We start from the raw sequence: 21,616 nt of genomic DNA, 5'->3' as shown, positions 1-21,616 counted from the left end.
GAGTTTTCAGGGGTTCGGGTTACGAGTTACAGGATTTGAGTACAGGTTCTAACTCGTGGAAAAATAATTAACTAAAAAAATAGTCTCTTTTCAGCGTAAAAACAGTACACATACCTATAACATGTATTGCAATAATAACAGGAAGAGCTTTTTTTGTTCCAAATTTATCCATTAAAAAACCATAAACAGGTAATTGTATGATTCCTACAAACAGAGGTATTTCTTCATTAAAAAAAGTTCCCAGTAAACTAAACGGAAAGATAGCTAATAAAGGAAAATAAGTCCCGTGGCCTCCACCTCCTGCAAGGATCGCAAGAAAACCAAGAGGAATTGTTAATATAGAAAACCATACTGTATATTTATAACTACTCATACTGTTTTATTCCAGTTTATTCGTAAAACCTTAGATTAAGATATCAATTTAGTTTTATAATTTATCAAATCATTTCTGCTACCATTTCACCAATCTTCGGAGCTAAAGCAACTCCCATTCCTGAAAGTCTTACCGCACAAAACTGCCTTTCCGAAAGTTGTTTTACAATAGGAGACTTTTCTTCACCCATAGCCATAATTCCTGACCAGCGGAGGGCAATTTTAAATTCATTGTTGGGAAGTATAACTTCTTTTAAAAAGTTTTCCAAATGATTCTGCAGGAATTCTGTTGTTTCAAAGGTTGTTGTTTCTTCTGTTTTAAAATCCTGATTTCTTCCGCCACCCAGCAGTACTCTGTTCCCTAAGTTTCTAAAATAATAGTAGCCTTCATCATAATGAAAGGTTCCTTTAAGTTGTAATCCAACAATGGGTTCTGTCAATAGAACCTGTCCGCGGGCGGGAATAATCATCTCTTTTTCCAGAAACTTTGACGTGAATGCATTAGTACAATAGATGAGTTGATCTGCTTTTACAGAAAGATCTGCAGAAAGGTAAACCTCAGTGTTTTCTTCTGTCTCATCAATTTTTTCAACCTCTGTTCCGAATAAAAACTCAACTTTTAGTTCGTGGCATTTTTCCAGCAATTTTTGCAGAAGCTTTCCTGAATGCAGACTTCCTTCATAGGGATTTTCAATCAGGAATTTAGATTTTCCTAACCCGAATTCCTGTATTTTTTCTTGTCTCAACGTGTAGGTTTGATCAAGCCCGGTTATTACTCTCAGTTTTTCATTAACTGTATCAATTTGGGCTAAAGATTCTTTATTATTTATAATTTCATAACCTCCGCTGAGTTCAAAATCAATGTCATCATTTTTAAAATAATGCTGGATTTTCTGAAGACCATCAAATCTCATTTTAACGAGTTCCAGTGTTTTTTCCCAGCCCATTTTCTGCGAATCGGCAATAACTTCGGTAAGGCTTCCGAAACAGGCAAAACCAGCATTTCTCGTTGAAGCGCCTAATGGAATAGCATTCCGCTCAATAATCAGAACAGATTTTTCAGGATATTTCTCTTTAATAGATATTGCCGTCCACAGCCCGGAAAATCCGGCACCAATAATGATAATATCTCTTTTTCTGTAGAAAGTGTCCAGTTCCCAGATGCTGTTCATGAATAATAAGTGATGAGTGATGAATAATTTTTGTAAAACCTTAAACCTTAGACATTAAACCTTGAACTTTAAACGGTCTACCCTTTATCTCCTTCATCATTATGCTGAAATCCGATGGCTCTCTGCGGTTCTTCAACAACTCTGTAGGTTTCCAGTTCGCTTTTCAATGCCTGAATCCTGAACTTAAAATCATCAAAATTATTGATAATGGCATCGGCAAGAAATCTCGCTATCTGATCAAGATATTCTTCAGTAAGTTTGGAACCAGCATCTCTTAAAGCTCCGCTCAAAAGAGTCTGATCTATCTTCAGCTTTTCATTTCTGGTTCTCTGATATAGATTTTTAATTCTTTTCTTTAAGCTTTGCGTAAAATCGATCAGCATGGTATTGCTGAATGCTTTCATCTTTGAAGCTATTTCATGCCAGAAAGGAACTTTATCTGCTTTATTGTTTTTAAGTATTTTGTAGAGTAAAGAATCTTCTTCCAATCCTCTGGTCATGGCATATAGAATAATTTCTGAACGCTCCGAAGCATTGGGCGGAAAGATAGGGATCATCACATCAAACCTTCCCGGAGCAAGAATTTCTTCGTCGATTTCTGAAACGGAGTTGGCAGAGCCAACCATTAAAACTCCTTCTTTTTCAAATTTTCCGATATAATGGAGAATAAGCTCCTGGGCTTCAAGATTACAGGAAGCAACATCTGTTTCTGCTTTTCTCTGCATCATAATTTCATCAAAATCGTCCATGAAGAGCAGCATTTTATTTTCCTTCATCATGTTCAACAGAAAATCACTGAAATTGATTTCATTTCCGTCAATCAATGAAGTTCCTAAATAATGTTTTTTAACTTCTTTAAACTGATAGCCAATGATTTCAGCAATTTTATTGGCCCAAAATATCTTACCGCTTCCCGGAGGACCATAGAGAATAATTCCTGCAGGCTTGTTGATCCCCCAATCTTTGATCTGCTGCGGATTAAGGAAGGGTTCCAGAACTGTAGATGTATAGAAGAAAAGGTCTCTATATCCTATAAAATCTCTTTGCTGGAGGCTGGTTTTGCTCCCGAAATAATCATAGACAAACTTATAGTTTCCTCCGAGTTTATTATCAATTCCATAACTTGATATGGAGGATTTGAAAAAACCGTTATCAAAAATATTGAGATTATTATCTTTAATCACCTTTTCTACCTTGTCTTTAGGCTGGTTGATGACTTTGGCAATCTGCTCCAATGTTTTATTTTTGTCCAGATCTTTTTCATATAACCTTAAAAAGTCTACATTTTCTCGGGCAAATTTTTCAAAATCTTCTTTTACTTCAAAATTCGTACTGACACAGTCTACCAATTCAAGATCAAAATCCTGTATAAACTGTTTTATGGCTTCTGCAGATACATTCAATTCTTCTGCCAGTTCAATTAGCTTCATAAGTGATGATTAATTCTATCAAATTTAATGTATTTACCAATAAATTAATATTGATTTATGATAATTCTGTAACATTATCTAATTTATATAGACTACTACTATGTAAAACAAATTACATGGAAAAGATTTTATCAGTAAAAAATTTGACGAAGAAATTCAAAAGAGTTGTGGTCAACAATATTTCTTTTGATGTCGAAAGAGGAAATGTTTATGGGCTTTTGGGTCCCAATGGAAGCGGAAAATCCACGACTTTCGGGATGCTGCTTTCAACAATCAACCCTACCAGCGGAGATTGGTTTTGGTTTGGTAAAAAAGGAACAGATCCGGAAACTTTAAAAAAGATTGGAGCCATTATCGAACAGCCCAACTTTTATCCTTATTTAAGTGCAGAAACCAATCTTAAGATTGTTGCAGAAATTAAAAAAACTCCGTATTCAAGGATTGACGAAGTTTTGAAAACCGTAAATCTTTATGAAAGGAGAAAAGATACTTTCAAAACCTTTTCTTTGGGAATGAAACAGCGTCTTGCCATAGCTTCAGCGATGTTGAATAATCCTGAAGTGATGATATTAGATGAGCCAACCAACGGATTGGACCCTGAAGGAATTATTCAGATCCGAGAAATCATCAGCGATATTGCCAAGCAGGGAATCACGATTATCATTGCAAGCCACCTTTTGGATGAAATTGAAAAAATATGCAGCCATGTGATTGTACTGAAAGAAGGAAATTCTATTTATTGCGGACGAGTGGATGAAATGACTTCCAACAATGGATATTTTGAACTGAAAGCTGATAATAACACATTACTTTTAAATGCTCTGAATGAGCTTCAATGGTTCACTTCTATCAATCAGGAAGGAGATCTTATCAAAGCTCAGATCCGTGATGATGCTTCTATTTCGGCTTCGGCAATGAATCAGAAACTGGCAGAGAAAGGGATTTATTTGTCCCACTTGACCAAGAAAAAATTATCTCTTGAATCTCAATTCCTTGAACTTGTAAAAAACACCAATTAGTCATGATAAAATTATTAAAACTGGAATACTACAAAAACCTGAACTACAAGCCGTTTAAGGTTTTTACGATACTCTATTTCGCCATTCTTATTGCTTTGCTTTTCGTCGGGTTGGTTGATTTTGATGTTTTTGGAGGAACGATTAACTTAAAAGAACAGGGGATTTATAATTTCCCGGAAATCTGGAATTTTACCACATGGATTGTGGCTTTGTTGAAGATTTTCCTGGGACTGATTATTGTTTTCTCCATTTCGCAGGAATTCAGCAACCGAATGTTCAAGCAGAATACGATTGATGGATTGAGCAGAAAAGAATTCATCACTTCAAAACTACTGACAATAAGTATTTTCACCATTGTTTCAACGGCCATTGTATTGGGAATTACTTTGTTTCTGGGATATCAATACTCCAATACAACAGAATCTACAAAGGTTTTTGCTGAAATCTTCTTTATTGGAAATTATCTGGTAAAATTATTTACATTCTTCTGTTTCTTGATGTTCCTTTCCATTTTGCTGAGAAAATCTGTATTTGTATTTCTTGCTCTTTTTGTTTTATGGATTGGTGAGGCAATTTTAACAACTATTGAAGTGTTCTCAAAAGTAAAAGGAATGCAGGGGCCGCAAAGAAATGAAGTTCTTCAGAATGACTTTTTCATCACCCATCTTTTACCATTGGAAAGTATGTCTAATCTTATTCCTAATCCGATGATGAGATTAAATATGGCTAAAAGTATGGGCATAAAATATGAATTCCACTACCCTACAGAAAGTCTTATCGCTTGCCTGGTGTGGTGTGCTATTTTCATATTTGGATCGTACTGGATTCTGAGAAAAAGAGATTGGTAAGGTTGAAATGAAATTTCAATTACACCATTAATTCAAAATAAAAAGGCTGCCATATTACTTTTTATCTAACAACGGAAGATATTTTCCGTATCCTTTACTTTCCATTTCTGCTTTTGGAATAAATTTCAGAGAAGCACTGTTGATACAGTAACGGAGTCCTCCTTTATCTTCCGGCCCGTCTGTGAAGACATGTCCTAAGTGGGCATCACCGGTTTTACTTCTTACTTCTACTCTGGTCATCCCGTGGGTACGGTCCATTTTCTCATCAATTAACCCTTTTGTAATAGGTTTTGAGAAACTTGGCCATCCACAGCCGGATTCAAATTTATCTGTAGAGATAAACAAAGGTTCTCCTGTTGTAATATCTACATAGATTCCTTCACGGGTTTCGTTCCAGTATTCATTTTGGAAAGGTCTTTCTGTACCGTTTTCCTGAGTTACATTATATTGTTCTGCAGAAAGTTTTTCTTTTAAAACCTTTTTATCCTGTTTTTGATACGTTGGCTTTGGAAGCGGATTTGCTTTTTTGGCCATTTCAAAAAGTCCCGGTTCAATATGGCAGTATCCGCCTGGGTTTTTATCCAAATAATCCTGATGATAATCCTCTGCCTTGTAGAAATTTTTCAATGGAATAGTTTCTACGAGTAATGGTTTGCTATAATTTTTTGCCAGTTTCTGGACTTCATCTTTAACCAAAGCCTCATCTGTTTTATTGGTAAAATAGATTCCTGTTCTGTACTGGTTTCCTCTGTCATTCCCCTGCTGATCTTTACTGGTAGGATCGATTGTTTTAAAATACAGATCAATCAACAGTTTCAGATCCACCTGTTCCGGATCATATTTCACTTTTACGGTTTCTGCAAAACCTGTTGTATGGCTTACTACCTCCTCATAAGTAGGATTTTGGGTATTTCCGTTGGCATAGCCCACTTCTGTTCCTACCACACCACGAATTTGTTGAAAAAAATGTTCTGTCCCCCAGAAACATCCACCTGCAAAATAAATCTCTCTAACGTTTTTGTTATCCATAATTTTCTCATTTTCTTTTTTTATTTCCACTACATTAGGCTTATTTTTTTTGAAAAGCCCGGATCCCGCAGCAAAGACTGCTATACCCAGAATGATTCCGAGTACAATAAATATATTTTTCATTTTTACCTTTTTATTCATTACTTATTATTTTGAACGATCATGAATCCAAATCCTAAAAGCAGAATATCTTTTAAAATAAAGAAATTTGTCACAGGCACTCCATCTACTATTTTCCATATCCCTGGTGTTGTAAATAAATAGCTTAATGTCACCAGAAAAGTTACTATCATTCCTATGCCTGCATACTTTTTCAATACAGCAAATTTCGCACTAAATATCAGGAGTAATGCAATGATAATTTCTATCGTTCCGATAAGATTTGACACTGCCTGGACGCTTATAATTTTATATACGAAAAAAGTTAAGAAATGGTTTTCTACCAAAGGTTTTATTGCTGCTGCTTCTGTAGGGGTAAACTTGAAGATACCGATCCACAGCAAAATAAGCGCTGCTCCAAAAAGCGAAATGTAATATCCGATTCGGGATAATAGATTTTTAGATTCCTGTACTGTTCCGACCATTTTTTTTAAATTTTAATTAATACTTTATTGTTTTCAAAAGTATAGTCGGAAGCTTTTTAAAATCCTGACAGAATTTTTCTCAGAAATTCAATTTATCGATCATTTTATCTTTAAAGTCCTGAATTTCAGATTCATTTATTTCAGTTTTTTGTTCAGAAAATGTCTTTTTAAACACTTTATCCAGAAGTGCCAGCTTTTCATTGTACATTCTGCACCATTTACAGATCATTAGATGCATGCTTAGCATCCTGTTTTCTTTGGAAGAAATGGATTTGGCATTTCTCTTTTCCATCAGTAAAGTAGCTTCACTGCATGGTAAAAATAATATATGTAGTATTCTTCTTATCATTTCACTTATGATTTTGAAAACCAGTTAAACTCCAGACATTCTCTGAGCTGCATACGGCTTCTTTGCAAAATCTTCCAAAGATTAGTCGTAGAAACATCTAATTCCTGACTTATTTCCGGTGCTTTTTTTTCTTCAATATAATACATCTTAAGCAGGATCTTCCATTTGGAGGGTAATTCCTCAATACATTCCTCTAAGGTTTTATTAAATTCTGCACTGTCTAAAAGTTCATCACCTTCACCCGATACATTCCAGTCGTTTAAAACATCATTATTTTTCCATGATCCGGTTTCATCAAAAAAATGATCCAATCTGATATTGGGTTCTGATTTATATTTTTTCCGGTAAAAATCTGCGACTTTTCTATTCAGAATAGCCATCAGCCACGTAAGCGCCTGACTTTTCCCTTCAAAAGAATCATAAGCGGAATAAGCAGAGAGAAAAACTTCCTGAACAACATCCTGCGCGTCTTCTTTATTTGAAAGTACATACAGTGCCCGTTTCAAAAGCGGTCCTGAATATCGTTCTATCCAGCTTTTCAGTTCTTCATCTTTTGTCATTGGAAGGATTTTTTGTCTTATTTCAGATCACAACGAAGGTAGTAAGTTAAACGGAAATTGCAAAATTAGGAAGATTATTATTGATTACAGCCACTTCAAACCTTATAGGTTTACCACACATCCATTAAGCAAATCCTTCACCATTCAAAACATAGCATAAAATTATTACAAATCGCTTAAAAATCTTAAATTTGCATCTTATCAAAAATTTGATATTAAAAAAGCAAAAGCAATACTATGACATCACAAGAGATACGTCAAAAATTTTTAGATTATTTTAAAAGTAAGGAGCACTTGATCGTTCCTTCAGCTCCTATTGTGCTGAAAGACGACCCTACCCTTATGTTTTCCAACTCCGGAATGACGCAGTTCAAGGATTTCTTCCTTGGCTACAAAACGCCTACCGCCCCTAGAATTGCCGATACCCAAAAGTGTCTGAGAGTTTCAGGGAAGCACAATGATTTGGATGATGTAGGTAGAGATACTTACCACCATACCATGTTCGAGATGTTAGGAAACTGGTCTTTCGGGGATTACTTCAAAAAAGAGGCTATTGCTTTTGCCTGGGAATTACTGACTGAAGTATACGGAATTCCGAAAGAAAATTTATACGTAACTATTTTTGAAGGTGATGCTTCAGAAAATCTGGACAGAGACCAGGATGCTTATGACTTCTGGAAGTCACACATTTCAGAGGATAGAATTATCAACGGAAATAAAAAAGATAACTTCTGGGAAATGGGTGAAAGCGGACCATGCGGACCGTGTTCAGAAATCCATGTTGACTTGAGAACACCGGAAGAGAAAGCTAAGGTTTCTGGACTTGAATTGGTGAATAATGATCACCCACAAGTAGTGGAAGTATGGAACCTGGTTTTCATGGAATTCAACAGAAAGGCAGATAAATCTTTAGAAAAACTTCCTGCTCAGCACGTAGATACGGGAATGGGCTTTGAACGTCTTTGTATGGCACTTCAAGGGAAGTCTTCCAACTATGATACTGATGTTTTCACTCCGCTTATTGCTAAAGTTGAGGAACTTTCAGGTAAAAAATATGCCGGAATTTTAGAAAACGAAAAAGATATTGCGATCCGTGTTGTGGTAGACCACATCAGAGCGGTTTCCTTTGCCATTGCAGACGGACAATTGCCATCCAACGGAGGAGCCGGTTATGTTATCAGAAGAATTTTAAGAAGAGGAATTTCTTATTCTTACCGATTCCTGGATATGAAAGAACCTTTCCTTTACAAGTTGGTTGCTGTGCTACAGGAACAAATGGGAGCTTTCTTCCCGGAACTTGAAAAACAAGGAAAACTGGTTTCTGAAGTCATCAAAAGTGAAGAAGATTCATTCTTAAAAACAATTGAAAACGGTCTGATCAGAGTAGAAAAGCTGATCCAGCAGACTATTGCAGATAATCAGAAAGTATTACCTAGCGAAGAAGTTTTTGAGTTGTATGATACGTATGGTTTCCCTGATGATTTAACAAGAATTATTGCTGAAGAAAAAGGGTTAACGATTGATGAAGAAGGTTTCAAAGCTGAAATGGAGAAACAGAAACTTCGTTCAAAAGCAGATTCTGCTCAGAAAGTATATGACTGGGTAAATCTTGAATCTAAGCCTGAAACATTTGTAGGTTACGACCAGACTGAGTCTGAAACATACATTACAAGATATAGAAAAGTAGAAAACAAAGACGGAGAATTTTATCAGGTAGTATTAAGCAGCTCTCCTTTCTATCCTGAAGGAGGTGGACAGGTTGGAGACAAAGGTGTTCTTGAAAATGCTGTTGAAAGCTTCGAAGTGTTGGAAACTAAAAAAGAAAACGGATTGATTATTTCGTTGATCAATGGTCTTCCGAAAGATGCAGGAGCTATTTTCTATGCTAAAGTAAACGCTTCTGAGAGAAAAAATTCTCAGGCAAATCACTCTGTAACTCACCTTCTGCATGAAGCTCTAAGAGATGTTTTAGGAACTCACGTAGAGCAGAAAGGTTCTTATGTAGGTCCGGATTATCTACGTTTCGACTTCTCTCATTTCAACAAAATGACTGAGGAAGAATTGGCATTAATTGAGGAAAAAGTAAATAAAAAGATCAAAGAAAGTATTGCTTTACAGGAATTCAGAAATATTCCGATTCAGGAAGCTCTGGAAAAAGGAGCAATGGCTTTGTTTGGTGAAAAATATGGTGACAGTGTGAGAATGATCCAGTTCGGAAGTTCAAAAGAACTTTGCGGGGGAACTCACGTAAAAAACACCAGCGAAATTGGTCATTTCAAAATCACTTCTGAAGGTTCTGCTGCTGCGGGAATCAGAAGGATTGAGGCTATTTCAGGAGACAAATCTGAAGAATATTTCAACAATCTTGAAAAACAGATCATTGAACTTTCTCAATTATTAAAGTCTAAAGATGTGGTAAGATCTATCGAAAAACTGATCGAAGAAAATACTTCATTGAAGGCTGAAGTAGACGCCCTTAAAAAGGAAAAAGCAAAAGGAGAAATCGGAGAATGGAAGAATGCTTATGAGCAGAAAGGCAACAAGCAGCTTCTTGTAAAGAAAACCTCTCTGGATGCAGGTTCTGTAAAAGATATCGTATTCCAGTTGAAGAGAGAAATTCCGACTTCAGTAACGATTATTCTTTCTGATGCAGACGGAAAACCAATGATTACTGTTGGAGTTTCTGATGATCTTGCAGCAGATTACCAGGCTGGAGCTATCGTAAAAGACCTTGCTAAAGAAATTCAAGGTGGTGGTGGTGGAAACCCTGGCTTTGCAACGGCTGGAGGTAAAAACCTTGAAGGTTTAGAAAATGCTTACCAAAAAGCGTTGAATATCTAAAATAGAAACTTCTATTATAAATTTTAGCCCCGGCTGTCTCGGAATCGAGACAGCCGGGGTTATTTTTGCCATATATTATGTTCTTTAACGCAAAGTCTTTTCTATAATACTTTATAATTTCGGGAGGCAAAGAATGGAATCAACTTCATTGATCGGACTAAGCGTACGTAATAATCATACTTCCCCTCAAACCTCTGTGTAATTCGTGAAATCCGTGGGGATTAAAAAGATATATGTTTTATTTAACCGCTAAGGATCGCAAAAAACTCATGTTATCATAAATATTTTCGTTCGTAAAGGCATTTCATTTAGCAAAAAAAAGCAATTATTTCATAGCTGAGTGTAACGCCTTTGCAAACGAAAAAAGCAGAAAATAAAAACTTTGCGTACACTGCGTTATAATATATTATTCTTATTACGAACATTTTCATCAAAGTCTCTCTATTTATATCCATTCTAATTATTGACCTTATCTTAACAAATCATTACCTAATATTAAACTAATTGTTTTGTCCTCGTAAAACATAGTTAACACCAGACCATTAGTTTTGCCTTAATCGAAATTCAAAAAATATAATTATGAAAATTAACCAAACTATTGGAGCTCTATTCATTGCAGCCATTGTTTTTCAAGGTTGTAACGATGACAATAACGGGGATTCCAATACCCCTGTCAATGACAAAATAAAGATTGAAAATTTTTCTAAAGAGCCTGCTTTCGTTTTTGGAATGCCTGGTTTTGAAAATTTAAATATTACCACCCTTATCTCCAGTTCTGATGTTCTTTCTGGTTCTCCAGATTTCGTTTTCGGAGGCCAGCCGGACGGAATGGGAATAATGAAAGATCCCAACTCTGATGGTTATCTGATGATCACCAACCATGAGATCAAACAATCGGTATCCAGAGTGTATTTAGACAAAACATTTAAGCCTGTAAAAGGAGAATATATCTTAAACGGAACCGGAGGGATGACAAGATTATGCTCTGCTACACTGGCAACACCTGAAACTCATGGTTTCAGTGCATTCCTTACAGCAGGTGAATCTGGTGAAGAAAGTATGGTTCACGCTTTGAATCCTTTGGCACCAGCTTCTCAGGCATCAGACAAAACAAGAGTAAAGCCAGCTTTAGGAAAGGCTTCCATGGAAAATGCAGTTCCGCTTCCTAAAGATGTTTCTAACGGAAAATCTTATATTATCATTGGTGAAGACCAGTCTTACTCTTCTTCTCATCAGTCTGCAGGACAGCTGATCATGTATGTAGCCGATACACAGGGAGATCTGGATAACGGTAAATTATATTCTTTAAAAAGAACGAACAACAATTATACTGAAACGGATATGACAAAAGGAAGCAGCTACGATGTAGAATTCGTAGAAATTCCGAATGCTAAGAACCTTACAGGAGCTCAGATCAATCAGAAAAACATTGACAACAACGCTATCCGTTTTTCAAGAGTGGAAGATGTAGATTACAGAAAAGGAGCAGGAAAAGGAAGAGAAATTTACTTTACCGCTACCGGAGAATCTTCTGACGGTGTGAATCCAAAGGCTGGATTAACAATGTGGGGAAGAGTATACAAGCTTGTCTTGAATACTAATAATATGCTGACAGGAAAATTAGAAGTTGTAGCTGAAGGAGATTCTAATCCAGGAAACAATCTTATCAATCCTGATAACCTATGTGTAACTGAAAATTTTGTATACATCCAGGAAGACGGAGATTCTTATTACAAAAATGCCAACCACGATTCTTATATCTGGCAGCTGAATATCGCTACAAAACAATACAAGCCATGGCTGAACATGAAGCACAACAGAAGTGATTCTGCATGGCAGACCGCTTACAACCAATCCGGAGATCTCCAGAAATTCGGTTCATGGGAATTCGGAGCAATGGTTGATATTTCAGACATCATCGGAATTCCAAATACCTTCTCTGTGAATATCCACTCTCACACATGGCAGCTGGATAAATTCAAAAACCCTGACGGTTCCGGAATCAACACCAATAAAGAAGGTGGGCAGATTGTAATTATCAGAAACGTAGAAAAATAGTTTTAATTCCTTCATATCAAATTAAAGTATCAATAGAGAATCTCTGTTGATACTTTTTCATACCTATGCATAAACTTTCAAAATACCCGACACTTCTTATCTTATACGCTGCAGCGGCACTTTTCACCCTTTATTACTGTAAAAATGATAAGCAGCCGCCCGTATATGAAGATCTTGGTTCTGTAAAAAACAGGATTTTCAAAACCAATGCTGATTTTGAAAAACAAATTAACGAACTTAAAACCCTGGTTTCTAATAATTCTGATGAAAAACTTCTTCAGGAAAAATTTCAGGACATCAGAAAAACCTATAAAAAAATTGAATGGGCGGTAGAATACTTCCTTCCCAACTCCGCAAGATTTATCAACGGGCCTGCTCTTCCTGAAATTGAAATGGATGAACATACAGAAATAGAACCCGAAGGACTTCAGGTTTTGGAAGAAATGTTCTACCCATATGATAAAGGGAATAAAGAGGAAGTCACGAGAATGCTCAATAAACTCATCAATAAAAGCAATACTATAGAAACCAACTTTCAGGTTATTACCATCAGTAAAGATCAGGTTTTTGATGCGTTGAGACAGGAAGCATTCAGAATTTCCAGCTTGGGGATTTCTGGTTTTGACACCCCTGTTTCTGGAATGTTTTTACAGGAAATGCCATCTTCTCTGGAAGGAATAAAAGAAACTCTGGAACAGATTTCCACTGATCGTTCGAAAGACAAAGCCTTAAAAAGTATTGTAACAGAAATCAATTCAGCCATTGAAGTTCTCAAGAAAAACACAGACAAAAATACATTTGATTACGTCAATTTTATACCGAATCACCTGAATAAGTTAACAGCTTTGATGCTTGATTTTAAAGATCAGGAGAACATTCCGGATGTTGAAGTAACGACTGCTTTAAACAAAAATGCAGCTACTTTTTTCACTAAAAATGCTTTTAATCCTAACGCTTTCACTCCCGGAAAAGAATATGCATATTCGGAAGAAAAGGCGGCTCTTGGACATCAGCTTTTTAATGACAAAATCCTATCCAACAGCAATAACAGAAGCTGTGCAACCTGTCATATTCCGGAGAAAGCATTTACAGATGGGCTTGCTAAAGCGATGTCCCTTGAAAATTCTGAACTGGCAAGAAATACACCTTCTCTCAACTACGCAGGATATCAGCATGGTCAGTTTTGGGATATGAGAAAAGACGATCTGGAAGGACAAAGCTCTGATGTAATCTCTAATAAAGAAGAAATGCATGGTGATCTGAATGTGATTTTGGCCAAAATCAATCAGGATAAAAACTATCAGGCAGCATTCAAAAAGATCTACCATTCTCAAAAAACTGAGGTTTGGCAGCTGCAGAATGTACTGGCAACCTATATCCGTTCTCTCGCAAAATTTAATTCTGATTTTGATGAATACATGAGAGGAAATAAATCGGCAATGACAGAAAATCAAAAACGTGGTTTTAATCTTTTTGTTGGAAAAGCCCAATGTGCAATTTGCCATTTCGTTCCTTTATTCAATGGTACTGTTCCGCCGAATTTCAAGAAAACCGAACAGGAAATATTGGGAGTGGCTGTGAATGCAGAAAACAGAGTATTTGACAATGATCTGGGAAGAGGAAAGTTTCATGAAACAGTTCCTTCATTACAGCATTCCTTCAAAACACCAACCCTTAGAAATAGTAATAAAACAGCTCCTTATATGCACAACGGAGGGTACAAAACACTGAAAGAAGTGATGAATTTCTATAACAAAGGCGGAGGAAAGGCTTTTGGATTTAAAGTAGAAAACCAGACCCTTTCTGATGCACCGTTACAGCTTACAGACAAAGAAATAGATGATATCATTGAGTTTATGAAAGCTCTGGACGATCGATAAGCAATTCTTATACAAATAATTAAAACTCCTGAAAATCATCTGTTCAGGAGTTTTTTTATTCGAAATGTAATGAAAAGTCAAAAAGACTATCTGAGGGGCTTTGTTATTTAATTTGATCAGAGGGAAGTCCATGAAAACATTAGATTAAATCAATGTTATACTCTGTTAAAAACTTTTTTACAAGAATAAATATCATTAATTTTGACCTAGTTTTTTTACATGAAAAGGGAATTACTGTTATTATTTTTTCTGATTAGCTTTTTGGGGTATTCGCAATCAAAAATTAAGGTTGTGGATGACGCCAGTCAAAAGCCTGTTTTTAATGCTAAAGTGTCGTGTGACAATGCAATCATCGGGTATACCAATGAACAGGGGGTTCTTGAATTCAAAACAGGATGCAAGAATATTGATATTGATGCTGATTCTTACCAGAAAGAAAACATTACCGTAGAAAGCAGTATGGAGGTTTCTTTGCTCAAAAAAACATCAGCTACTACTAATATTGAAGCGGTAGTCATTGAAGATAAAAGTGATCCGAGAGCGTTAGAAATTCTTAGAAAAGTAAATAAATTATTTAACGAAAATTCTCCAAAAAGCTTAGGCTCCTATTCCTACAAATCCTATGAAAAAATATCTTTGGATATTGATGAAGACAGTCTTTCTCAGTTTAATCAGTATTTCAATGATCTCAATATTTTCAAGAAAAAAAGAGAAAAAGACTCCCTGAACAACATCACTGCAAGAAAAATATTTTCAAAAAGCAAACTCTTTCTTTGGGAAAGAGCCCAAGAGTTTTTATATTCCAAAAAATATGGGGAAAAGATCAATATTCTGGATAACAGAATTTCCGGCCTGAAGCAGCCCATCTATGAAATGATCGCACTTCAACAGAGTAACAGGGATGTTGTTCCGGAGCAGTTGAAGCCAGAAAACAGAGGATTGTACAGATTTTTCCTTTCAGACACCGTTACTCTGGACGGAAGAAAAAACTTTGTGATCCGTTTCCGAGAAGTGAATTACAAAAAACTGGACAGAAAACGTAAGTATAATGGTGCTATTTATGTAGATACCGAGACTTACGGAGTCAAAAAAATTGAAAATTTCAGTAAAAATAAAAACGAAGGAATTATCACCAGTACCTGGGTCTTTTACAATAACAAATGGTTCCTCGCCCATGAGAAAACCAAGCTTAAAATGGGTAAAATGGCCATGGATGACAAAGTACATCCTGACGATAAGAAAGACAAAAAAAGCTTTGGCACCTATGCTTTCCTCACTTCAAAATATTTTGATTTCGAAGCCCCTATTGAAGAGAACCCCAAAGATTTCAAAGGCTACACTTTTTCTGTAAAAAATATTGATGGGCATTCTCTGGATCAATACAGAACAGAACCTCTTACCGACAGGGAAAAAAATACCTATAAAACGATCGACAGTTTAGGTAAAAAATATAAAATTGATACCAAAGCACAGATTTTATCGGGATTACTGAACGGACAGATCAGAGTAGGATCTGTAGACTTTGCCGTAGATGAAGTTGTCAATTATAACTCCTATGAAGGTTTCAGATTAGGTTTAAAAGCCAAACTGAATGAAAATTTTAACCCTTATTTTTCACCTGATTACTACTTTGCCTATGGAGTGAAGGACAGAAAATGGAAATACGGAATGGGGCTTGACATGAAAACCACACTGGAAAAAAACTCAATTTTCAGATTTGAGGTGTATGATGATGTAACCGCCTCTGGGGAATTCAACCGCAAGTTTTGGAATTTCAAAATGAGAACGATGAACTTTGGGAATAATCTAAACAATGACAAATATTTTCACTTTAAAGGAATGTCATTATCTTATCTGAACGATGTCACAAACGGTCTTACCCTTGCCCTTGCTGTAAGAAGAAATACAGAACAAGCAGAGTTTGATTATCAGTTCAGAGACAGAGGAACTTCCTATCGAAATTTCAATACGCTTTTCACCTTAAAATATTCTCCGAATTCCACCAATATTATGACTCCACAGGGAAAATCTCTGATTGACCAGAGATATCCTGAGCTCTATTTTAATTATGAACAAAGTTACAAAATGCTGCAGGGAGATTTTAATTACTCCCGTTTTGATGCACTGTTTGTTCATAATTTCAAAACACCGATCGGGACTACCGGTTTCAGATTGTATGGAGGTGCTGTTCTGGGCGGAGCTCCTATCTGGAAAAACTTTACGATGAACGGATTGGCCTCTCCTGGTAAAGACTTTAATTTTAACCTTACTTCTTACCTTGGGTTTGCTACTCTGGAGGGTGGAAAATACTATAATGACAGATTCGTAGCGTATTACTTTACACACAAACTGCCATGGTATTTCAAGAGTTTCGGGCATAATGTTTCCAGCTTTGATTTCGTCTTAAGAGGGACTATCGGAGATATGAAACATCCGGAATATCATCAGTTTAAGTTCAGAAAACTGGATCACCTGTATCAGGAAGTAGGTTTGGAATGGAACAATTTCCTTTCCAGTTATTTTAATCTGGGCTTATTCTACAGAGTGGGTTATTATGCGACTCCGCATTTCAGAGAAAATTTTGCCATCCAGTTTAAGCTTAAGTTTCTTGAGTTTTAATACCCTGAAAAATACAAAATCTTTATTTTTGAATCAAAATTCAGAAATATTCACCGATAATATATAAAAAGAACATGCAGAAAATCGAAATCAAAGCAGAACAGTTTTTTGAATTATTAAAATTAAAAGACACTCCGATGTGGGAAATTTTCTCACAGATGATTGATGGAAATGAAAAGGAAATTATCTTTTTAGACAATGAAGACAAAATACTTTTCACTTATATTTTACCTTCTAAACAGGACAAACTGGAAGAAGACAGAAAGGAATTTTCAAAACAATTTTCGGAGAAATTGGCTAACTTCAATTAAGTGTTCTTATGAATAAAAATTATGTTTTTTCTCTGCTTGGGCTCTTCTTATTTGCTATTGCAGGTGCACAGAATTATAAAAAACCATTGGTTTCCGCCATCAAAGAAGCAGATCTTCGTACCGATATGTACCAGCTTGCTGCAGACCAGTTCTGGGGACGTGAAGCCGGAACGCTGGGTGAATTGAAAGTTTCTATGTGGCTGGCTGACAAAGCCAAAGAAGCAGGAATGAAACCCGCCGGAGATAACGGAACTTTTTTCCAGTTTTTTGACATGTACAGACATCAGGTAATCCCGCAAAGCAGCCTAAAAGTTGGAGATACAAATCTGAAACTATGGAAAGATTTTTTAGTTGCTGAACCTGTCAATGCTTCTGTAGATGCAGAAATAGTGTATGCCGGAAACGCAGAGCCAGAAGATCTTGCCAAACTGAATATCAAAGGAAAAGTACTTGCCGTAAACGCTTCTGACAAAAATATTTCTAAGGATATGACCCTTTTTATAAGAAGATATCCTGGTTTTGTAAGAAATAAATATTACGATAAAGCTTTTCAGTTGGGAGCGAAAGCCATTATTTTCATTACCGATGATACCTCTGAAAAAAGCTGGGTAGAAGTACTGCCTCAAATGACAAGAGGAAGCTATGGTGTAGAAGGATTAAGAGAAAAAATCACGAATAATATTCCTGTTTTGTGGATCAAAAGAGAAAATGCAGGCTGGGTAAAAAACAATCCCAAAGCTTCTCTGAACCTGATCACTGAAACCTACAAATATCCATCCGTTAATATTATCGGAAAAATAGAAGGTACAGATCCTGTGCTTAAAAACGAATATGTTTTGCTGAGCGGGCATCAGGATCATGACGGGATCAGACATCCTGTAAAAAACGACACCATCTACAACGGTGCTGATGATAATGCAAGTACCTGTGTTGCCATGTTGGCTATGGCCAGAGCATATAAAAAACAGCCGGGAAAAAGAAGTATTCTGTTTGTTTTCCATGGGGCTGAAGAAAGAGGTTTGCTGGGTTCAAGATGGCATGCAGCCCATCCTGTAGTTCCGAAAGAGAAAATTGTAGCCGTTCTGAACGGTGATATGATCGGTAGAAATGATAATAATGAAGCGGCTTTATTAGGAGGAAATGCTCCTCACAAAAATTCTGAAGAGCTTGTAAAAATGGCTGAAGATGCCAATAATGAAAGTACAAAATTCAAATATCTGAAAGATTGGGATTCTCCAAGCCATACTGAGTATTTCTATTTCAGAAGTGACCATCTTCCATATGCGAAAATTGGAATTCCTTCGATATTCTTCACCAGTGTACTGCACGACCAATATCATACACCACAGGATGAATCTGAAAATATCAATTACAAAAAGCTGTATAAAATGACGGAATGGATGTACAGAACATCCTGGAAAGTTGCTAATGAAACTGAGCGTCCGAAAGTAATTTCAAATTTTTCGCTTGAAAGATAACTTGTAAGGAAAAAGAATTGAACCATTAAGAAGAGTTTAGAATTTAAGGAAAGTTAAGATTCAAATAAATTTGAATGAAGCATTTTGCTTAATAAATATCGAAAGATATTTCCCTTCACTATTCTTAAAAGCTTAATCATCCTTAATCGTTCAAAAAAATATTTTTAATTAATCATTATTGTCGAAAAATAAAGAGCTTCACAGATTGTGAAGCTCTTTTCATCATTGTGTTTTTAGAATCTGTTTTTAAAACGAAATAATTTAATATTGGATATGATTATATGATTTGGAGCCATTAAGATAAATTCAGGATTTAAGGAAAGTTAAGATTCAACCCTGTTGAATGAAGCTTTCTGCTTAATTATTCTTAAAAACTTAATCATCCTTAATGGTTTAAAAAATTTTAAATAAGCAAATTCATCAGAGAAGGATCATTGTTCAAATAGTTGACAAAGAAATCATATTGTTTCATCTTATCGATCAAAGGAGTGAAATCTTTGTTTTGCTTCAAAGCAATTCCTACGACTGCAATTCCCTTTTCTTTTGAATTTTTTTGGGTGTACTCAAAATAAGTAATATCATCATCAGGACCCAGTACATCTATCACAAAGGTTTTCAATGCTCCGGGACGCTGTGGAAATCTGACCAGGAAATAATGTTTTAACCCTGCATAAAGCAACGCTTTTTCCTTGATCTCTTCCATACGGGTAATATCATTGTTACTACCACTGATAATACACACTACATTTTTACCTTTTATTTCCTCTCTGTATCGGTCCAAAGCTGCCACTGAAAGCGCTCCCGCGGGTTCTACCACGATAGCATCTTTATTATACAGTGATAATATGGTTTCACAGACAAGTCCTTCATCTACTGTAGCCATATCGTACAGGATATTTTTACAGCGTTCGAAAGTGAGGTCTCCTACTTGCTGTACCGCTGCTCCATCTACAAAACGGCTTATCTTTTCAAGAAGAACTGGTTTTCCTTTTTCAAGGGCTTTTTTCATGCTTGCTGCTGCGGAGGGCTCTACACCAATAATTTTTGTTTGTGGGGACAAATACTGAAATACCGTACAGACTCCTGCTGCCAGCCCACCACCACCTATCGGAACAAAAAGATAATCTACCATGCCTTCTGACTGTTCCAGAATTTCGAGTGCCGTTGTCGCCTGCCCTTCAATAATAGCAGGATCATCAAATGGATGGATAAATACACTGTTATGATCTTCCAAAAACCTCATCGCTGCATCTTTCGCCGCATCAAAAGTATCTCCGAAAAGGATAACATCTATGTATTCTCCTCCGAACATCTTTACTTGTTCAAGCTTTTGTCCGGGTGTAGGCAAAGGCATGAAAATAGTTCCTTTGACCTTCATTGTCTGACACGCAAAAGCAACGCCTTGCGCATGATTTCCGGCACTGGCACAAACAACCCCTTTTGAAAGTTCTTCCTCAGACATGGTGGCCATCTTATTATAGGCTCCTCGTATTTTATAGGATCTCACCCTTTGAAGGTCTTCTCTTTTAAAATAAATATTCGACTCATAAATAGCTGACAGATTATTATTGACAGCCAAAGGTGTTTTTACCACTACATTTCTTAATCGTTCCTCTGCTTTATAGACATTCTCTAAAACGGAAGAACTTACTCCCTCTCTCATCATCTGTTTAGTCATTAATTGTTTTCTGGTCTCAGGCTTCGCACCGTCTTACCAGCTTTCCACATTTCGCTTTCTCTCAGCTCAGTAAGTTCGGCTTCCAATTTTTCACGATAATCCGGTTTGCTGTTGCTGTCGATCGAACGTTGTGCTTCATTTCCTTTCGCTACATTGTCATACAATTCTTCAAACAAAGGCGAAGTAGCATCTCTGAAACGCTTCCACCAGTCTAAAGCTCCTCTTTGAGCAGTGGTGCTACAGTTGGCATACATCCAGTCCATTCCGTTTTCTGCTACTAAAGGCATTAATGACTGGGTCAGCTCTTCTACGGTTTCGTTAAAAGCTTCGGAAGGGCTGTGGCCATTTTTCCTCAATACATCATACTGAGCAGCAAATATTCCTTGTACAGCTCCCATCAATGTTCCACGCTCGCCAGCAAGATCGCTGTATACTTCTTTTTTAAAATCGGTTTCAAAAAGATATCCACTTCCGATCGCGATTCCTAATGCAGTTACCCTTTCTCTGGCTTTTCCTGTTGCATCCTGATAAACGGCAAAACTGCTGTTCAAACCTCTGTCCTGCAAAAACATTCTTCTCAATGATGTTCCTGAACCTTTTGGGGCAACCAAAAATACGTCTACATCAGCTGGAGGGACAATTCCTGTACGTTCGCTGAATGTGATTCCAAAACCATGAGAAAAGTACAATGCTTTTCCTGGAGTAAGATGCTGTTTTACTTTTGGCCAGTATTCTATCTGTGCGGCATCACTCAAAAGATAGCAGATAATGGTTCCTTTTTCTAATGCTTCTTCGATTTCGAATAAGGTTTCTCCCGGTACAAATCCGTCTGCTACTGCTTTATCCCATGATTTGGAGTTTTTTCTCTGCCCTACAATAACATTGATTCCGTTATCTTTCTGGTTTAAAGCCTGTCCCGGTCCCTGTACCCCATATCCAATTACAGCTACGACTTCATTTTTTAATGCTTCCTGAGCTTTTTCCAACGGAAATTCTTCTCTAGTTACTACGTTCTCTTCTACTCCTCCAAAATTCAATTTTGCCATTTTTTTTGATTTTATTTATTATTGATTTGATTATGATGTTTAATTTTTGTGCTTAGCTAGCATATTCTACTGCCGTCAGGTATGGAGTTCTGTGATAATGTACTTCCAGAACGTCTACCTGCTTTTCCATTTGTCTGCTGATCTTTTGAACAGAATCTTCTGTTTCTCTGATTACGATAACAAACTTTTTTACTTTTTCTATTTCTGAAGGCCCTACATTGAAGGTTACCATAGAAATTCTTCTTCTTGAAAATATAGCATTGATGCGGCTGATCAATCCTAAATAATCTTCTGTATACGCCGTTATGGTGTATTCTTTATGATCTGTTTTCATCTTTTTTA

18 protein-coding genes are annotated in these 21,616 nt (G+C 36.4%); 8 read left to right on the top strand and 10 right to left on the bottom strand.

Features of this window, described 5'->3' with window-relative positions:
• Nucleotides 1–67: 67 nt before the first annotated feature.
• From CQ046_RS12105 to CQ046_RS12095, 3 genes are all read right to left on the bottom strand, one after another.
• Nucleotides 68–373 (bottom strand): hypothetical protein, encoded by a 306-nt coding sequence (locus tag CQ046_RS12105; protein WP_105702490.1) that lies wholly within the window; start codon nucleotides 371–373, stop codon nucleotides 68–70.
• Between the two features lie 64 nt (nucleotides 374–437).
• Nucleotides 438–1,544, bottom strand: a complete 1,107-nt coding sequence (locus CQ046_RS12100; protein WP_105702489.1) for an NAD(P)/FAD-dependent oxidoreductase — start codon at nucleotides 1,542–1,544, stop codon at nucleotides 438–440.
• Nucleotides 1,545–1,621: 77 nt separating this feature from the next.
• Complete coding sequence (locus CQ046_RS12095; RefSeq protein ID WP_105702488.1) at nucleotides 1,622–2,974, bottom strand: AAA family ATPase; 1,353 nt, start codon at nucleotides 2,972–2,974, stop codon at nucleotides 1,622–1,624.
• Nucleotides 2,975–3,090: 116 nt separating this feature from the next.
• On the opposite strand from CQ046_RS12095, the gene CQ046_RS12090 reads away from it, so the two are divergent.
• Together CQ046_RS12090 and CQ046_RS12085 are read left to right on the top strand one after the other, a co-directional pair.
• The gene (locus tag CQ046_RS12090; protein ID WP_105702487.1) at nucleotides 3,091–3,993 is read left to right on the top strand and encodes an ABC transporter ATP-binding protein; all 903 of its coding nucleotides are present in this window, start codon (nucleotides 3,091–3,093) and stop codon (nucleotides 3,991–3,993) included.
• A 2-nt stretch (nucleotides 3,994–3,995) separates the two neighbouring features.
• Entirely contained in the window at nucleotides 3,996–4,841 is an 846-nt protein-coding gene (locus CQ046_RS12085) for an ABC transporter permease (RefSeq protein WP_105702486.1), read from the top strand.
• Nucleotides 4,842–4,895: 54 nt separating this feature from the next.
• Here the strand turns inward: CQ046_RS12085 and msrB are convergent, their stop codons facing one another.
• From msrB to CQ046_RS12065, 4 genes are all read right to left on the bottom strand, one after another.
• The gene (gene msrB / locus CQ046_RS12080; RefSeq protein WP_105702538.1) at nucleotides 4,896–5,993 is read right to left on the bottom strand and encodes a peptide-methionine (R)-S-oxide reductase MsrB; all 1,098 of its coding nucleotides are present in this window, start codon (nucleotides 5,991–5,993) and stop codon (nucleotides 4,896–4,898) included.
• Between the two features lie 17 nt (nucleotides 5,994–6,010).
• The gene (locus CQ046_RS12075; protein WP_105702485.1) at nucleotides 6,011–6,454 is read right to left on the bottom strand and encodes a DUF417 family protein; all 444 of its coding nucleotides are present in this window, start codon (nucleotides 6,452–6,454) and stop codon (nucleotides 6,011–6,013) included.
• A 79-nt stretch (nucleotides 6,455–6,533) separates the two neighbouring features.
• Complete coding sequence (locus CQ046_RS12070) at nucleotides 6,534–6,803, bottom strand: hypothetical protein (RefSeq protein ID WP_105702484.1); 270 nt, start codon at nucleotides 6,801–6,803, stop codon at nucleotides 6,534–6,536.
• A gap of 5 nt (nucleotides 6,804–6,808) precedes the next feature.
• Nucleotides 6,809–7,363 carry a sigma-70 family RNA polymerase sigma factor gene (locus tag CQ046_RS12065; RefSeq protein ID WP_105702483.1) on the bottom strand — a complete coding sequence of 185 codons (555 nt, stop codon included), beginning with the start codon at nucleotides 7,361–7,363 and terminating at the stop codon, nucleotides 6,809–6,811.
• A gap of 237 nt (nucleotides 7,364–7,600) precedes the next feature.
• Between CQ046_RS12065 and alaS the strand changes: the two genes are divergently transcribed.
• The 6 genes from alaS to CQ046_RS12035 all read left to right on the top strand — a co-directional run bounded on the left by alaS (nucleotide 7,601) and on the right by CQ046_RS12035 (nucleotide 18,550).
• The gene (gene alaS, locus CQ046_RS12060; RefSeq protein ID WP_105702482.1) at nucleotides 7,601–10,204 is read left to right on the top strand and encodes an alanine--tRNA ligase; all 2,604 of its coding nucleotides are present in this window, start codon (nucleotides 7,601–7,603) and stop codon (nucleotides 10,202–10,204) included.
• Between the two features lie 579 nt (nucleotides 10,205–10,783).
• The gene (locus CQ046_RS12055; protein WP_105702481.1) at nucleotides 10,784–12,262 is read left to right on the top strand and encodes an alkaline phosphatase PhoX; all 1,479 of its coding nucleotides are present in this window, start codon (nucleotides 10,784–10,786) and stop codon (nucleotides 12,260–12,262) included.
• A gap of 65 nt (nucleotides 12,263–12,327) precedes the next feature.
• Nucleotides 12,328–14,142, top strand: coding sequence for a cytochrome-c peroxidase (locus tag CQ046_RS12050; protein ID WP_105702480.1), 1,815 nt, complete (start codon nucleotides 12,328–12,330; stop codon nucleotides 14,140–14,142).
• 291 nt (nucleotides 14,143–14,433) lie between these two features.
• Nucleotides 14,434–16,761, top strand: a complete 2,328-nt coding sequence (locus CQ046_RS12045) for a hypothetical protein (protein WP_228406938.1) — start codon at nucleotides 14,434–14,436, stop codon at nucleotides 16,759–16,761.
• 74 nt (nucleotides 16,762–16,835) lie between these two features.
• Nucleotides 16,836–17,072 (top strand): hypothetical protein, encoded by a 237-nt coding sequence (locus tag CQ046_RS12040; RefSeq protein WP_105702478.1) that lies wholly within the window; start codon nucleotides 16,836–16,838, stop codon nucleotides 17,070–17,072.
• Nucleotides 17,073–17,080: 8 nt separating this feature from the next.
• Nucleotides 17,081–18,550 (top strand): M20/M25/M40 family metallo-hydrolase, encoded by a 1,470-nt coding sequence (locus CQ046_RS12035; RefSeq protein WP_105702477.1) that lies wholly within the window; start codon nucleotides 17,081–17,083, stop codon nucleotides 18,548–18,550.
• A 403-nt stretch (nucleotides 18,551–18,953) separates the two neighbouring features.
• Here CQ046_RS12035 and ilvA read toward each other — a convergent pair whose 3' ends face one another.
• From ilvA to CQ046_RS12020, 3 genes are read right to left on the bottom strand one after another with little or no spacing between them, the layout of a single operon-like run.
• Nucleotides 18,954–20,228: a threonine ammonia-lyase gene (gene ilvA / locus CQ046_RS12030; RefSeq protein ID WP_228406937.1), complete on the bottom strand. Its 1,275-nt coding sequence runs from the start codon at nucleotides 20,226–20,228 to the stop codon at nucleotides 18,954–18,956.
• On the bottom strand, nucleotides 20,228–21,274 hold the full coding sequence (gene ilvC, locus CQ046_RS12025; RefSeq protein ID WP_105702476.1) for a ketol-acid reductoisomerase: 1,047 nt from the start codon (nucleotides 21,272–21,274) through the stop codon (nucleotides 20,228–20,230). Before ilvC ends, ilvA begins: the two co-directional genes overlap by 1 nt.
• A 52-nt stretch (nucleotides 21,275–21,326) precedes the next feature.
• Entirely contained in the window at nucleotides 21,327–21,608 is a 282-nt protein-coding gene (locus tag CQ046_RS12020) for a hypothetical protein (protein WP_105702475.1), read from the bottom strand.
• Nucleotides 21,609–21,616 lie beyond the last annotated feature (8 nt).

It is taken from the genome of Chryseobacterium sp. MYb7 (genome assembly GCF_002979455.1).
Classification (GTDB): domain Bacteria; phylum Bacteroidota; class Bacteroidia; order Flavobacteriales; family Weeksellaceae; genus Chryseobacterium.
The sequence above is the reverse complement of the archived record's forward strand: the minus strand, read 5'-3'. Positions and strand labels throughout refer to the sequence as shown.

Coding starts and splice junctions, on each gene's coding strand:
- CQ046_RS12105 (WP_105702490.1), bottom strand. CDS start 373: ATGAGTAGTTATAAATATACAGTATGGTTTTCTATATTAACAATTCCT.
- CQ046_RS12100 (WP_105702489.1), bottom strand. CDS start 1,544: ATGAACAGCATCTGGGAACTGGACACTTTCTACAGAAAAAGAGATATT.
- CQ046_RS12095 (WP_105702488.1), bottom strand. CDS start 2,974: ATGAAGCTAATTGAACTGGCAGAAGAATTGAATGTATCTGCAGAAGCC.
- CQ046_RS12090 (WP_105702487.1), top strand. CDS start 3,091: ATGGAAAAGATTTTATCAGTAAAAAATTTGACGAAGAAATTCAAAAGA.
- CQ046_RS12085 (WP_105702486.1), top strand. CDS start 3,996: ATGATAAAATTATTAAAACTGGAATACTACAAAAACCTGAACTACAAG.
- msrB (WP_105702538.1), bottom strand. CDS start 5,993: ATGAAAAATATATTTATTGTACTCGGAATCATTCTGGGTATAGCAGTC.
- CQ046_RS12075 (WP_105702485.1), bottom strand. CDS start 6,454: ATGGTCGGAACAGTACAGGAATCTAAAAATCTATTATCCCGAATCGGA.
- CQ046_RS12070 (WP_105702484.1), bottom strand. CDS start 6,803: ATGATAAGAAGAATACTACATATATTATTTTTACCATGCAGTGAAGCT.
- CQ046_RS12065 (WP_105702483.1), bottom strand. CDS start 7,363: ATGACAAAAGATGAAGAACTGAAAAGCTGGATAGAACGATATTCAGGA.
- alaS (WP_105702482.1), top strand. CDS start 7,601: ATGACATCACAAGAGATACGTCAAAAATTTTTAGATTATTTTAAAAGT.
- CQ046_RS12055 (WP_105702481.1), top strand. CDS start 10,784: ATGAAAATTAACCAAACTATTGGAGCTCTATTCATTGCAGCCATTGTT.
- CQ046_RS12050 (WP_105702480.1), top strand. CDS start 12,328: ATGCATAAACTTTCAAAATACCCGACACTTCTTATCTTATACGCTGCA.
- CQ046_RS12040 (WP_105702478.1), top strand. CDS start 16,836: ATGCAGAAAATCGAAATCAAAGCAGAACAGTTTTTTGAATTATTAAAA.
- CQ046_RS12035 (WP_105702477.1), top strand. CDS start 17,081: ATGAATAAAAATTATGTTTTTTCTCTGCTTGGGCTCTTCTTATTTGCT.
- ilvA (WP_228406937.1), bottom strand. CDS start 20,228: ATGACTAAACAGATGATGAGAGAGGGAGTAAGTTCTTCCGTTTTAGAG.
- ilvC (WP_105702476.1), bottom strand. CDS start 21,274: ATGGCAAAATTGAATTTTGGAGGAGTAGAAGAGAACGTAGTAACTAGA.
- CQ046_RS12020 (WP_105702475.1), bottom strand. CDS start 21,608: ATGAAAACAGATCATAAAGAATACACCATAACGGCGTATACAGAAGAT.